The following is a 14,000-nucleotide window of genomic DNA, read 5'->3' as shown; positions in this document are numbered from 1 at the left end:
GCTTGCTGCCCCCCGAGGGGGGCTGCGCCGCCTTGGGGCGGCCCGGCGGCGGCGCGGCTATGAAAGTGCCCCCACGCGGCGCTCGCCCCGCTCGCTTGCTGCCCCCCGAGGGGGCTGCGCCGCCTTGGGGCGGCCCGGCGGCGGCGCGGCTATGAAAGTGCCCCCACGCGGCGCTCGCTCCGCTCGCTTGCTGCCCCCCGAGGGGGCTGCGCCGCCTTGGGGCGGCCCGGCGGCGGCGCGGCCATTCTTGCGCGCGGTAAACAATCCCGTCCCGAAATGCGCTCGCTCCGCTCGCTTGCTGCGGGCATTGTTGCGGGCGTGGCGCCTTTCGGGCGACTATTCCGTCTTGCGGGGCCAGCCGGCCCCTTTTTTTACATAGCCTTCCCATGAGCCTGTTTCGCTCGGCGGCCACGGTCAGCAGTTTCACCCTGCTGTCCCGCATTTCCGGCCTGATCCGTGACATTCTGGTGGCCCGCGCCTTTGGCGCCGGCCCCCTCACCGACGCCTTCTGGGTCGCTTTCCGCATCCCCAACCTGCTGCGCCGCTTGTTCGCCGAAGGGGCATTCGCCCAGGCCTTCGTGCCCATCCTGGGCGCGGCGCGCAACAACAGATCCGAAGCCGAAGTCCGCACGTTGCTGGACCGCGTCGCGCTGCTGCTGACTGCGGCGCTGATGCTGATCACGCTCATCGGCATCTTCGCCGCTCCCTGGGTAGTGTCCGCCATGGCCAGCGGCCTGCGTGGGGCAGACCGCGACACCGAGTTCGGCGCGGCGGTCTGGATGACGCGCGTGATGTTCCCCTACATCTTCTGCATGTCGCTGATCGCCTTCGCCTCGGGCGTGCTCAATACCTGGCGCCGCTTCGCCGTGCCGGCGTTCACCCCGGTCCTGCTGAACCTGGCCATGATCGCCGCCTGCATCTGGCTCGCACCGCGCCTGGAAGTGCCGATCTATGCGCTCGCCATCGGCGTCATGATCGGCGGAGTGGCCCAATTGGCCGTGCAATGGACGGCGCTATCGCGGCTGGGCCTCACGCCGCGCTTTACGCTGCGGTTCCGCGAGGCTTGGGGCGATCCCACGGTGCAGCGCATCCTCAAGCAGATGGCGCCCGCCACCCTTGGCGTTTCCGTCGCGCAGATCTCTCTGCTGATCAACACCAACATCGCCACCTGGCTGAAGCCGGGCAGCGTGACCTGGCTGTCCTTTGCCGACCGCCTGATGGAGTTCCCCACGGCGCTGCTGGGAGTGGCGCTGGGCACCGTACTGCTGCCCAGCCTGTCCGCGGCCCATGCCCGCGAGGACCACGGCGGTTATAGCGGACTGCTGGACTGGGGCCTGCGCCTGGTGCTGCTGCTGGGTTTGCCGGCTGCGGTGGGCATGGCGCTGCTGTCCGATGGGCTGGTCGCCACCCTGTTCCATTACGGCGCCTTCGACGCCCAGGATGTCACCCAGACCCGCCTTGCCGTCATTTCCTATTCCGCCGGACTGATCGGCCTGCTGGCCGTGAAGATCCTGGCACCGGGCTTCTACGCCAAGCAGGACATCCGCACACCCGTGAAGATCGCCATCGGCGTGCTGATCGTGACGCAGTTGTTGAACCTGGCGCTGGTGCCAGTCATGGCGCATGCCGGGCTGGCATTGGCCATCGGGTTGGGCGCCTGCCTGAACGCGCTGGCGCTGCTTATCGGACTGCGCCGCCGCGGCGTCTACCAACCCGGCCCTGGCTGGACTTCGTTCGCGCTGCGACTGCTGCCGGCCCTGGCCGCGCTGGCGGCTCTGCTCTGGTATGCGGACGGACGAATCGACTGGATCGCCCTGCAGGCCCACGCGGGACTCCGGGCAGCCTGGCTGAGCGGCGTGTTGGCAGCCAGTGCGGCGGTCTACTTCGGAATGTTGTTACTGTTTGGCTTCCGTCCTAGGGACTTCGGCCGACGTCCGACGCGTTAAGTTCGGACAATCTGCCTATATACACTTCAAAAGCCGGTCTTGTGCCGGCTTTTTTGCATTAGATTCGTCAAGAATTGACAATCAGCCGGTAATCTTTGGTAAAAAACCTTTATTATTTACAAATTGCCATCGAAAGGATCCCCCTGGATGCACTGCGGGGACATGAAGTGAAGTACGCCCAAGGACAACCCATGGCGGACCAGGTAATCAATTGGCTGCTGTTATTGCGCTCTGGCAAGGCGACCGCACAGGACTATAACGATTTCCTGGCGTGGCGCGCTGCCGACCCGGCCCATGAAAATGCCTGGCAGCAACTGACCGGTTCGCTGGAAGGATCGACATTCGGCCGGCTTGGCGACGCCTATCCCGCAGGATACGCCGCGGCCGGCCCCGCCGTCCCGCCTGTAGCCGTCCCTGCCGGGGCCGGCATCGCGCCCCCTCGCCGCCGCTTTCTGGCTGGCGCGCTGACGCTCGCCGGCGCGGGCGCCTGCGCGGCGTATGTGGGCAACGCCTTCTACCCCCTGGGCAACGTCGCGGCGGATGCCGCCACGGCTACCGGCGAACGCCGCCGCTACCTGCTGTCCGACGGCAGCCAGTTACTGCTGGACGCCCGCAGCCGGGTCAACCTCGATTTCACCCCCGCTTACCGCCAAGTCCGGCTGCTGGACGGCGCCGTCACGGTCTCGGTAGCGCCCGACGCGCGGCGGCCCTTCCTCGTCCAAACCGCCGAAGGCACGGTCCGCGCCCTGGGCACGCGTTACATGGTCCGTCAACAGGCCCAGCGCACACTGGTGGTAGTACATGAACATGAAGTCGAGGTCGAGACCATGTCCGGCGCCCACGGCACCGTCCGCGCCGGCACCGGCGCCCGGTTCGACGCGGCCCGCATGGATACGCCGCGTGCCGAGCTGATGGCCGAGGCCGCCTGGGAGGCGGGCTGGGTCGAAGCACGCGGCCGCCCCCTGGCCGAAGTGATCGCGGCCCTGCGCCCCTACCGCAGCGGCACCTTGCGCGTCTCGATGGCTGCGGGGGGCCTGCCGGTATCCGGCCACTTCCCGCTGGACGACACCGACGCGGCGCTGGACACCTTGAGGGACATGATGCCCATCCATGTCCGCCGCTTCACGCCCTGGTTCGTCTCCATCAGCGTCGCCACCTGACAACGGCAGCGTCGACGCCCTGCTCTCCGGAGCTGCTTCGTTGTATACTTCGCACGGTGTTTTTATCCAGTAGGCGCCACGGGTTTTCCTCAAGGCTTTGCACGAGGATCATCCGCAAGGGCTCTCCAGCCCGGGGACATTTTCCCGCAGCGCCCCCCGCCCGGTTGACGGGCGCTCCATCGGCTGATCCGACATTAAAAGCTTGCAATCCCCCGGGGACTTGCTACAATGTTCGACTTTGCCGAATTCAACTTATATAGCAACATGGCCAATACCGCCCAAGCCCGCAAGCGCGCTCGCCAATCCGTTGAGCGCAACAAGCACAATTCCAGCCTGCGCTCGATGCTGCGCACCGCCATCAAGCGCGTTCGCCAATCCATCGCCGCTGGCGACAAGGCTGCGGCTGGCGAAGTGTTCCAGAAGGCCTCCAGCGTGATCGATCGCGTGGCCGACAAGAACATCATCCACAAGAACAAGGCCGCTCGCCACAAGAGCCGCCTGGCTGCCGCCATCAAGGCGCTGGCCTAAGCCATTCTGCCGCCCTGTTTTCAGGGCGTCACGAATACGGCAAATAAAAAAGGATGCCCATGGGCATCCTTTTTTGCGTTCCGCCTGCCCGCGGCTGCGCACCCTTCCCGTCCTAGTCCAAGCGTGACGCGAGGCGGCCGTGTGCGGCTTGCGCCGCCTCGCGCAGCGACGCCATCAGCGCCCCGACCAGCGGATTGCCCGGACGATGCTCGGGGAACACCACGCTGATCCGAAACGGGAACGCGCGCGCCAAGGGACGGATGTGCAGCCCGCGGCCGAGGAAATCCAGGGCGGTCAACGGGTTCACGATAGCCAGACCCAGTCCCTGGCGCACGAAGGTGCACACGGACACAGCGCTCGGCGTCTCGACAATGGACCTGCGCAGCACGCCGCTTTCGGCAAACGCCTCGTCGATCTGGATACGGTAGGGGTCGCTGGACGACAGGCTGACGAACGCATGCCCTTCGAAATCGGCCAGTTCGATACGCCGCTTGGCCAGTAGCGCATGGCCGTCGGGCAGCACGCATACCTCATCCACTTCCAGCAGCAGTTCCACGCGGGTTCCGGCGGGCGCCGCGTCGTGCTCGGTCAGGCCCAGGTCGTAACGCTGCGCGCTCAGCCACTCTTCCAGGAAAGGAGATTCCTGCGTCTCCAGCGCCAGGCTCACCCCAGGATGGCGCTCATGAAAGCGCCGGAAAGCCTCCGGCAGGATCGAATGGGAAAAGACCGGCAAGGCGATTACCGACAACTGGCCGCCCTTGTACGCCCTCAGGCGCGCAGCGGCCGAAGAGACCCGCTCCAGGCCGGCGTACGACTGGCGGACCTCATCGAACAGGGCCAAGCCTGGCATGGTGGGCCGCAGCCGCCCCGCCACCCGATCGAACAGCGCGAAACCGATGCCTTGCTCCAGGCGCGCCAGTTCCCGGCTTACCGTCGGCTGGGACGATCCCAGCAACTCCGCCGCCTTGGTCACGCTGCCGGCGATCATGACCGCCCGGAAAACTTCGATATGCCGGTGCGTCAGCATCGCCCGCCCCATATCAGGAATGAATTGATCAAGGAAATATAAGCATTTTACTGGATGACCGAAGCCGGGCATCATGCCGCCTTTGTTTTCAATTCCCTCAAGGTATCGCCCGCCATGGCCTTCGATCCGCGCCAACTCACCCAACTCGCCGCCGAACACGGCACGCCCCTGTGGGTCTACGATGCCGCCGTCATCCGTGAACGCATCTCGCAGCTGCGCCGCTTTGACACCATCCGCTACGCGCAGAAGGCTTGCTCCAACCTCCACATCCTGCGCCTGATGCGCGCTGAAGGCGCCATGGTGGACGCCGTCTCGCTGGGCGAAATCGAACGCAGCCTGGCCGCCGGCTTCCAGCCGCAGGGCGAACCGGAGGGCATCGTTTTCACGGCCGACCTGATCGATCACGCCACGTTGGCCGTTGTGCTCAAGCACGGCATCACCGTGAACGCTGGATCCCTGGATATGCTGGCGCGCGTGGGCCAGGCCTCGCCAGGCCACCGCGTATGGCTGCGGATCAATCCGGGCTTTGGCCACGGCCATAGCAACAAGACCAACACGGGCGGCCCGCAGAGCAAGCACGGCATCTGGATCGGCGACGTGGCCGAAGCCATGTCCATCGTGCGCCGCCATGGCTTGAAGCTGGTCGGCATCCACATGCATATCGGCTCGGGCGTGGACTACGGCCACCTGTCCAGCGTGTGCGACGCCATGGTCGACGTGGTCGCGTCGCTGGACCATGACATCGAAGCCATTTCCGCTGGCGGCGGCCTGTCCATCCCCTACCGTGAGGGCGATGCCCGCATCGACTGCGATCACTACTTTGAACAATGGGATGCGGCGCGCAAGCGCATCGCCGAGCGCCTGGGCCACGACATCCGGCTGGAGATCGAGCCAGGACGCTTCCTGGTTGCCGAAGCCGGTGCGCTGGTTTCCGAGGTGCACTCGATCAATCGCCGCCCGGAACGCGATTTCGCGCTGGTAGACGCGGGCTTCAACGATCTGATGCGCCCGGCCATGTACGGCAGCTATCACCGCATTTCGGTGCACGCTCCGGACGGCAGCCGCCCACAGGGCGCGGCCGATACCCGCATCGCCGTGGCCGGCCCGCTATGCGAATCGGGCGACGTGTTCACGCAGGACGCCGGCGGCGTCGTATCCGACCAGTTGCTGCCCAAGCCGCGCATCGGCGATTTCCTGGTGTTCCATGATGCGGGCGCCTACGGATCGTCCATGTCCTCGAACTACAACAGCCGTCCGCTGGCGCCCGAAGTGCTGTTGGACAACGGCGGCGCCCGATTGATCCGCCGCCGCCAGACGATCGGCGAACTGCTGGCGCTGGAAGAGACGGCGTCCGGCGCCTGATACGTGGAGCGACGGACGACGGGAACCCAGCGTGGCATTCAGGTGGGAAAGGCTTCGCGCAAGGCGAAGGTCGCCTGCTTGAACACGCCCAGGTCCGTGCCCACCGCCACGAAGTGCATGCCCATGTCCAGGTAGCGCCGCGCATCCGCATGCACCGGGGCCAGGATGCCCACGGCCTTGCCCTGGGCCGACACCCGCTGGTACAGGTGGCGGATGGCCTCCTGGACTTCGGGGTGGCCGGGGTTGCCGATATGCCCAAGCGCTGCGGCCAGGTCGGACGGCCCGATGAACACGCCATCCACCCCTTCCACCGATGCGATCTCGTCCACTGCATCTATTCCCGGACGGCTTTCGATTTGCAGCAGAACGCAGATGTTGTCGTTGATGGTGTGCAGGTAATCCGGCACCGTGCCATAGCGGTTGCTGCGCTGGGCGCCCGCCACGCCCCGCATGCCCTGTGGGGGATACCTCGTGGCCGCCACGGCCCGGCGCGCATCTTCCTCGGACTCGATGAACGGAATCAACAGGTTGTAGAAGCCGATATCCAGCAGGCGCTTGATCTCCACCGGATCATTCCAGGACGGCCGGCCCACGGCGGCGCTGGCACTGCCCTGCAGGGCCTGCAGCTGCTGCAGGAACATCGGCACCTCGTTGGGCGAATGCTCGCCGTCCAGGAGCAGCCAGTCGAAATTGGCCAGTCCCACGAGTTCTGCCGTAATGTGGCTGGACATGCACATCCAGAATCCTATGAGCCGTTCGCGCGCCAGGATGCGTTGCCGGAAACGGTTGGGTAAGGGTGAGTTCATTGCCGCCTTCAATTCATGAGAAAAACAGGTTGGGCCGGGCCGCCAAGCCCGCCCGCGCATTCAATCGACGCATTCAGTCCATCTTGGCGCCGGAAGCCTTGGCCGCCTTGCCCCACTTCGCGATTTCATTGTCCACAAAGGCCGAGAACGACTTCGGGTCGTCCGCCACCACCACGAAACCCACGCTCTCCAGCTTCTGCCGGATGTCAGGAGAAGACAGGGCTTTCACGGTCGCCTGGTTCAGGCGCTGGATGACGGCAGGCGGTGTCTTCGCGGGCGCGGACAGGCCAAACCAGGACTCGGCCGAAAACCCCGGATAGCCCGATTCCGCCACGGTGGGCGTGTCGGGATAAGCGGGGTTGCGCTTGGCGCTGGCCACGGCCAGGGCGCGCAGCTTGCCAGAGGTGACTTGCGGCAACAGCGTGTCCTGGTTCAGGAACATGACCGACACACGGCCTCCTATCATGTCGGTGATAGCCGCCGCGCCGCCCTTGTAGGGCACGTGCACCAGGTCGATCTTGGCGTCCTGCTCCAGCATTTCCATGGCCAGATGGCCGGAGGAGCCGCTACCCGAACTCGCATGCGTGTACTTGCCGGGGTTCTCGCGGACCAGCTTGATGAAATCCGCGAAGGTCTTGCCCGGGAAGTCGTTGTTCGCCACGAGCACGTTGGGGCCGGTCGCCAACAGGGAGATGTGCGCGAAGTCGCTATTGCGGTACGGCATGTTCTGGTAGATCGCATAGCTGATGGCGTTGGAGCCGACGCCCGACAGCAGCAGCGTGTAGCCGTCGGGCTCCGCCTTGGCCACCAGGTCGGAGCCAATATTGCCGTTGGCGCCGCCCTTGTTCTCGACCACCACGGTCTGGCCCAATTCCTTGGACAGCTCGGCCGCCAGCAGGCGGCCCACCGAATCGGTGCTGCCGCCCGCCGGAAATGGCACGACCAGCTTGAGCTGCCGCGCGGGCCAGTCCGCGCCCTGCGCCATCAGCATGCCTGGCAGCAGCGTCATCGCTCCCGCCGCTGCCAGGATGGCCAGCCGTATGCGCGCCGGTTTGTTCTGTTGCATGGTTGTCTCCTCTATAGGCTTTTTTAGTATGTCTGCCCGGTATCCGGGTCAGTGGATTTCAGGCTCGCCCGCGGCCGGAGCGCGCGTTTCGGTCTGAAGAAAATCGAAATCGCAGCCGGTGTCGGCCTGGCCGATATGCTTGAGGTAGAGCACGCCGTAACCGCGTTCGAAGCGCGGTGGCGGCGCCTGCCAGGCCGCGCGGCGCGCAGCCAGTTCTTCCTCGGACACCAAAAGTTCCAGCCGCCGCGCCGGCACGTCCAGGGCAATGCGATCGCCATCGCGCACCAGCGCCAGGGGGCCGCCCACATAGGCCTCGGGCGCCACGTGCAGCACACAGGCGCCATAGCTGGTGCCGCTCATGCGCGCATCGGAAATGCGCACCATGTCGCGCACGCCCTGCTTCAGCAGCTTTTGCGGAATCGGCAACTGGCCCCACTCCGGCATGCCGGGCGCGCCCTGCGGCCCGGCGTTCTGCAGGACGATCACGCTGTCGGCGTTCACTTCCAGGTCTGGGTCGTCGATGCGGGCCGCCATGTCGTTGTAGTCCTTGAAGACCACCGCAGGGCCCGTGTGCACCTGCAGGTGCGCCTCCATCGCAGGCGGCTTGATCACCGCGCCGTCGGGCGCGAGGTTGCCGCGCAGCACCGCCAGTCCGTCGCGCTCGATGAGAGCCTGTGCGCGCGGCCGGATCACGTCTTCGTTGAAGATGCGCGCGCCCGCGATGTTCTCGCCCAGCGTGCGGCCATCCACCGTGCGCTGCGACGTATCCAGCAGGTCACCCAATTGCACCAGCATCGCGCGCAGGCCGCCCGCGTAATAAAAGTCTTCCATCAGGTACTTGCCGGCCGGCCTCAGATTGGCCAGCACCGGCGTAGTGCGGGCCAGATGGTCGAAGCGGTCAAGATCCAGCCCGAAGCCGCTGCGGCGGGCCATGGCGATCAGGTGCACGACCGAATTGGTCGAACCGGACAGCGCCAGCACCGTGCGCACCGCATTGTCGAAGGACGCGGCCGTCAAGATGTCGGAGGGCTTCAGGTCTTCCCACACCATTTCAACGATGCGCTTGCCGGTCAGGCTGGCCATCTGCGCGTGGCGCGAATCCGGCGCGGGAATCGACGAGGCTCCCGACAGGCAAAGGCCCAGCGCCTCGACCGCGCCCGTCATGGTGGATGCCGTACCCATGGTCATGCAATGGCCCGGTGAACGGGCGATGCCATCCTCCACGCCCTGCCAGTCCTCCTCCGTGATATTGCCGGCTCGCAGCTCCGCCCAGTACTTCCAGGTGTCCGAGCCCGAGCCCAGGGTGTTGCCGTTCCAGTTGCCGCGCAGCATCGGGCCGGCCGGCATGAAAATGGTGGGCAGGTCCATGGACACCGCGCCCATCAGGAGCGCGGGCGTGGTCTTGTCGCAACCGCCCATCAGCACACAGCCATCCGCCGGATAGGAGCGCAGCAGCTCTTCGGTCTCCATCGCCAGCAGGTTGCGGTAGAGCATGGTAGTCGGCTTCTGGAAGGGCTCGGACAGGCTCATGGCAGGCATTTCCACCGGGAAGCCGCCCGCCTGCCAGATGCCGCGCTTGACCTCTTCCACCCGTTGTTTGAAGTGGCTGTGGCAAGGATTGATGTCGCTCCAGGTGTTGATGATGGCAATAACCGGCTTGCCGGCGTAGTCCGAGCGGTGATAGCCCATCTGCGCGGTGCGCGATCGGTGGCCGAACGAGCGCAGGTCGCGCACGCCATACCATCGGTGGCTGCGCAGCTCTTCGGGTTTCTTGCGCTTGTCTGAATTGCTCATGTCTCAGTTCCAGTGCTCTTGGGCAAGGGTTTTCAGGAAAAACGGATTCACGCCGCGTCCAGCAGATAAGGTGTGCCGGCGCGCTCGCAGATGGCGCGCAGGCGTTCGGCCAGCGCGGTGGGGATGGGTATGCCCGCATGCAGCCGGCGCGCGCGCTCGGCCGCTTCGGGCTCACCCGCCACCAGGACCGGCTCGTCCGGATTGGCGGGCGGCGTATCGTGCATGGCATCGATCATGTCGTCCATATCGGACTCGAACGAGCCCGCTGCGCGAAAGGCGTCGGGGTTCAAGGCCAGGAAGAAATGGCCCACGTCGTCGGGCTCGCCCGGCCGGCGAGTCGGGGCGCGGCGCGCGGCGAACGCGCTGCCGCTGAGCGTACCGCCCAGGATCTGCGCCATCATCGCCAGGCCGTAGCCCTTGTGGCTGCTCATGTCGGCCGTGCCGCCCAGGGGTGTCAGGCCGCCCTCGGGATGCTTGAAGATGTACTGCATGGCGGCCGCGGCATCCGTGACCGCCCCACCCTGTCCGTCCACCGCCCATCCCGGCGGCAGCGGCTTGTCCAGGAAGTCGTAGACCTTGACCTTGTTGGCGGCCACGGTGGTTGTCGCCATGTCCAGCAGAAAGGGTTCGTTGTAGGCTGCCGGCGCGCCGAAGGCGATGGGGTTGGTGCCCAGCATGGGCATGGCGCCGCGCGTGGGCACCATGATGACGCCATTGGCGCTGCTGGTCACCAGCCCCACCACGCCCCGCTCGACCGCGATCCGCGCATAGACGCCCGCCGCGCCGAAATGATGGGAATTGCAGACCGATACGGCGCCCACGCCATGCTGCAGCGCTTTGTCCACGGCCAGGTTCATTGCCTGGGCCGCGACCGGATAGCCCAGGCCGCCCATGCCGTCGATCAGCGCGCTGGCGCCGCCATCGCGCAGAACGCGCGGGCGCGCGTCCAGGCGCAGGGTGCCGGCCCGCAGCTTTTCTTCGTAGGCCGGCAGCATGGAGATCCCATGCGAATCGATGCCCAACAGATCGGTTCGCGCCATCAGGCCCGCGGTAATGTGCGCCAGGTCCTGTGCCATGCCCCATGCCATTAGAACCTGCAGTATCTGCTCGCGGACCTGCTCCACCGGCACCTCCGCCGCTATCGCTCCGTTCCCTCGCACTCTGGTCTCCTGTGGTTTTGATTCATACGCGGCGGGTGGCGGAAAGGATCAGTCGCGCTCCCGGTCGACGAGCCGGTGACGGGCCTGGCCCAGGTGGAACTGCATGGCGACGCGGGCGCGTTCGCTGTCCTGTTCGCGGATGGCGTCCAGGATCGCGGCATGCTCGTCCACCACGCGTTGCGCGCGCTGGCGCGAACCCGTGCGAGTGAGATTCAGCGTCAACCGCATGAAGCCGCTGATGGATTCGTGGATGCTTTCGAGCACCCCCAGATAGAAGTCGTTGCCGCTGGCTTCGGCAATGCTGGCATGGAAGGCCAGATCCGCCTCGGCGGACACCTGGCCGCGCGCGAGGCTGTCGGCGAACGCCGCGTGCGCTTCTGCGATCTTCCTGAGCTGCTCGTCAGTGCGGCGCAGGGCCGCCAGCCGCGCGGCGTCGCCCTCCAGCGCCACGCGGACCTCCTGGGCCCGCAGATACGCGCTGACATTCTGCACATCGTTGAAGGTTTTCAGGCGCGGCGCGGGCGCATGGCTGACGAAGGTGCCCAACCCTTGATGCGCGGTGATCAGGCCGTCGGCGCGCAACCGCAAAAGCGCCTCGCGCACCACCGGACGCGACACGCCGAAGCGTTCGGAGATTTCGTTTTCGGAGGGCAGTTTGTCGCCCACGTTCAGCCCCCCGGACACGATCTGTTCGAAGATCTGGCCATAGAGCTGGTCCGCCAGCCGGACCCGGTGCCCGCGCTCGAGCACCAGCGCGCCCGCGGTGTCGGATTCGGCGGGCGCCTGCGGCGCGGGCGCGGATGTTGCTTTGGGTCGGGCCACGAAACCTCCTCGATGCTATGGCGCGGTCCGCGATGGCGGAACAGCACTCATCGTACCGTCAATGCACGGCCCAAGGCGCGCGCCCCGGTCCGCTTGCAGGCTCACGCGGCCGGCGTCTCCCGGTCCCAAGCCGCCAGGGCCCGCGCAACCGGCGCCACGCGCTCGCGCTCCGCGGCTGAAATGCCGCTGAGCAGAGGCAGCATCGGCCCCATGTCCGCCACGCCGGACAGAGTTACCGCATCATGCAGCACCCGGATGGGACTGATGCTGTCGCGGCAGTCTTCCAGGTCCAGGTACTGTTGGCGCACGGCCTCGGCTTCATCGTAGCGGCCATCGCGCAGCAGATGCAGCAGGCGCATCGACCCCCGTGGCGCCACGCAGACCGAGCCCGAGGTAAAGCTCTTCAGGCCGAAATCGCGGTAGTGCACGATAGCGGGACGTTCGCCGATGCCGCTGACGATCCAGCGCGAATCCACCGCCTGCAGCAAGGACGACAGATAGGCGTCCTGGGACGGGTCGTCGCGCACGACCGCATATTTGAATGCCACGATGCGCCCCTCTTCTATGAGGCGCGCGGCGCTTTCGGGCGCCAGATAGCCCGACGATTTGATGTAGATCACCGCGGGCTTGCCCAACGCGTCCGTGAAGCGGCGCACGCCCTCGGCCAGGCCTGCGTCCGTATAGGGAAAAGACATGGGCAGCAGCATGGCCGTGGGAAACGGCCGCGAACGCAATATTGCCGCCTGGTCCATCATCTTGCCGTAGTCGGGCCCCACCGAAGGCAGGATCCAGGTGTCCGCTCCCGCGAGCCCGGCCAGCATATCGACGATGCGCGCGTACTCGCTCACGCCCACGTTATAGAAATTGGCGTTGCCGCCATACATCACGTTGCGCACGCCGCCCGCTTCCAGGTGGCCGAGCAAGGCCTTGTTGGCCGCCTCATTCAGGGAAAGATCGGCGTGGCGCGCCAGCGGTGGCACGGCAATGACCGAACGCTGCAAGTCCTGCGCGGTGACCGGGGATGTTTTCATGGGCGGGGCTCCTGGCTGATCGAGCTATCGGGTGTACAAGTTCAAAAAAGTATACTTGGTTGACAACCATAAGCTCAATACATATATTTGTTTTACAAGTAGTCCGGCAGCAAAACGCAGGGCGCCGCAGGCGTCGTGCGGCGTCAAAGCCTCGGGCCATGCCAGGGGCGGAATACCCCCAGAAACGATGCGCGGCCACGCGCACACCGAGGAGACGAATTCCATGCATGCAGCCCCTGCGCGAGGCCGGTCCGTCCTGGCCGCCCTCTACACCGCCACCCTGGCGGCGGCCGCCCTCCTGTTGCCGGCCGCGCCGGCGCAAGCCGACTACCCCGAACGCGACGTCAGGATCATCGTGCCCTTCCCCGCCGGCGGCACCACCGACATTGCGGCGCGCATCGTCGCGGCCGAACTGGGCAAGACCTGGAACAAGGCCGTGGTGGTGGACAACAAGGCAGGCGCCGGCGGCAATGTCGGCACGGCCGAGGCCGCGCGCGCCGCGCCCGACGGCTACACCTTGCTGATGGGCACCGTCAGCACGCATGCCATCAACCAGTCCGTGTATGCCAAGCTGCCCTATGACCCGGTCAAGGACTTCGTGCCGGTGACGCTGGTGATTCCGGTGCCCAACATCCTGGAACTCAATCCCGCGTTTGCCGACAAGCACGGCATCCGCACGGTGGCCGATCTGATCAAGTACCTGAAGGCCAACCCAGGCACCGTCAACATGGCCTCGACCGGCAATGGCACATCCACGCATCTGTCCGGGGAGCTGTTCCAGAACATGACGGGCACGCGCATGACGCACGTCCCTTACAAGGGCAGCAGTCCCGCGCTGACCGACGTGATGGCCGGCTCCGCCGACCTGATCTTCGACAATCTGCCGTCCTCCATGGGCTTCCTGAAGAGCGGCAAACTGCGACCGCTGGCCGTCACCACCACCCAGCGCTCGCCCGCCCTGCCCGACGTTCCCACGATGGCGGAGGCCGGCGTACAAGGCTATGAGGCATCCAGCTGGTTCGGCTTGCTGGCGCCGGCGGGCACGCCGCAGGCGGTGGTCGACAAGATCCAGCGCGACGTGGCCGCCGCCTTGCAATTGGAATCCGTGCGCGCGCAACTGCAAGCGCAGGGCGCCACGCCGTCCGGCAACACGCCGGCTCAATTCAAACAGTTCATGGCGCAGGAATCCACCAAGTGGGCGGAGGTAGTGAAGAAATCCGGCGCCAAGGTCGACTGATCTCTACGGCCCGGCCGCAACGCGTGGGCGGCGGGCCCTTCATCAGCACGCGAACCAGGAG

At 66.2% G+C, this 14,000-nt stretch carries 12 protein-coding genes; 5 read left to right on the top strand and 7 right to left on the bottom strand.

Annotated elements, in window-relative coordinates; translation table 11 throughout:
* Positions 1 to 386 precede the first annotated feature (386 nt).
* The 3 genes from murJ to rpsT all read left to right on the top strand — a co-directional run bounded on the left by murJ (position 387) and on the right by rpsT (position 3,634).
* Complete coding sequence (murJ, locus tag CEY08_RS29345) at positions 387 to 1,946, top strand: murein biosynthesis integral membrane protein MurJ (RefSeq protein WP_076814399.1); 1,560 nt, start codon at positions 387 to 389, stop codon at positions 1,944 to 1,946.
* Positions 1,947 to 2,137: 191 nt separating this feature from the next.
* A complete protein-coding gene (locus CEY08_RS29340; RefSeq protein WP_063640354.1) occupies positions 2,138 to 3,106 on the top strand; it encodes a FecR domain-containing protein in 969 nt (322 codons plus the stop codon).
* A 264-nt stretch (positions 3,107 to 3,370) separates the two neighbouring features.
* Positions 3,371 to 3,634: a 30S ribosomal protein S20 gene (gene rpsT, locus CEY08_RS29335; RefSeq protein WP_006396042.1), complete on the top strand. Its 264-nt coding sequence runs from the start codon at positions 3,371 to 3,373 to the stop codon at positions 3,632 to 3,634.
* A gap of 112 nt (positions 3,635 to 3,746) precedes the next feature.
* Here the strand turns inward: rpsT and CEY08_RS29330 are convergent, their stop codons facing one another.
* Complete coding sequence (locus CEY08_RS29330; RefSeq protein ID WP_076814401.1) at positions 3,747 to 4,661, bottom strand: LysR family transcriptional regulator; 915 nt, start codon at positions 4,659 to 4,661, stop codon at positions 3,747 to 3,749.
* A 114-nt stretch (positions 4,662 to 4,775) separates the two neighbouring features.
* On the opposite strand from CEY08_RS29330, the gene lysA reads away from it, so the two are divergent.
* Positions 4,776 to 6,023 (top strand): diaminopimelate decarboxylase, encoded by a 1,248-nt coding sequence (gene lysA / locus CEY08_RS29325; protein WP_076817782.1) that lies wholly within the window; start codon positions 4,776 to 4,778, stop codon positions 6,021 to 6,023.
* A gap of 38 nt (positions 6,024 to 6,061) precedes the next feature.
* Here lysA and garL read toward each other — a convergent pair whose 3' ends face one another.
* The 6 genes from garL to CEY08_RS29295 form a co-directional block, all read right to left on the bottom strand.
* A complete protein-coding gene (gene garL / locus CEY08_RS29320; RefSeq protein WP_041655817.1) occupies positions 6,062 to 6,829 on the bottom strand; it encodes a 2-dehydro-3-deoxyglucarate aldolase in 768 nt (255 codons plus the stop codon).
* Between the two features lie 73 nt (positions 6,830 to 6,902).
* Positions 6,903 to 7,895, bottom strand: a complete 993-nt coding sequence (locus tag CEY08_RS29315) for a Bug family tripartite tricarboxylate transporter substrate binding protein (RefSeq protein WP_063640356.1) — start codon at positions 7,893 to 7,895, stop codon at positions 6,903 to 6,905.
* A 48-nt stretch (positions 7,896 to 7,943) separates the two neighbouring features.
* Positions 7,944 to 9,689 carry an L-arabinonate dehydratase gene (gene araD, locus CEY08_RS29310; RefSeq protein WP_063640357.1) on the bottom strand — a complete coding sequence of 582 codons (1,746 nt, stop codon included), beginning with the start codon at positions 9,687 to 9,689 and terminating at the stop codon, positions 7,944 to 7,946.
* Positions 9,690 to 9,736: 47 nt separating this feature from the next.
* The gene (locus CEY08_RS29305; protein ID WP_076814403.1) at positions 9,737 to 10,849 is read right to left on the bottom strand and encodes an Ldh family oxidoreductase; all 1,113 of its coding nucleotides are present in this window, start codon (positions 10,847 to 10,849) and stop codon (positions 9,737 to 9,739) included.
* Positions 10,850 to 10,897: 48 nt separating this feature from the next.
* On the bottom strand, positions 10,898 to 11,671 hold the full coding sequence (locus CEY08_RS29300; RefSeq protein WP_088607867.1) for a FadR/GntR family transcriptional regulator: 774 nt from the start codon (positions 11,669 to 11,671) through the stop codon (positions 10,898 to 10,900).
* A 101-nt stretch (positions 11,672 to 11,772) separates the two neighbouring features.
* Entirely contained in the window at positions 11,773 to 12,702 is a 930-nt protein-coding gene (locus tag CEY08_RS29295; RefSeq protein ID WP_063640359.1) for a dihydrodipicolinate synthase family protein, read from the bottom strand.
* 223 nt (positions 12,703 to 12,925) lie between these two features.
* On the opposite strand from CEY08_RS29295, the gene CEY08_RS29290 reads away from it, so the two are divergent.
* Positions 12,926 to 13,939 (top strand): tripartite tricarboxylate transporter substrate binding protein, encoded by a 1,014-nt coding sequence (locus tag CEY08_RS29290; RefSeq protein WP_042797180.1) that lies wholly within the window; start codon positions 12,926 to 12,928, stop codon positions 13,937 to 13,939.
* The last annotated feature ends 61 nt before the right edge of the window (positions 13,940 to 14,000 follow it).

It is taken from the genome of Achromobacter insolitus, assembly GCF_002209555.1.
In the GTDB taxonomy this organism is placed as follows: domain Bacteria; phylum Pseudomonadota; class Gammaproteobacteria; order Burkholderiales; family Burkholderiaceae_B; genus Achromobacter; species Achromobacter insolitus.
Note: the sequence above shows the minus strand (reverse complement) of the source record. Positions and strands in the feature narration are given on the sequence as shown.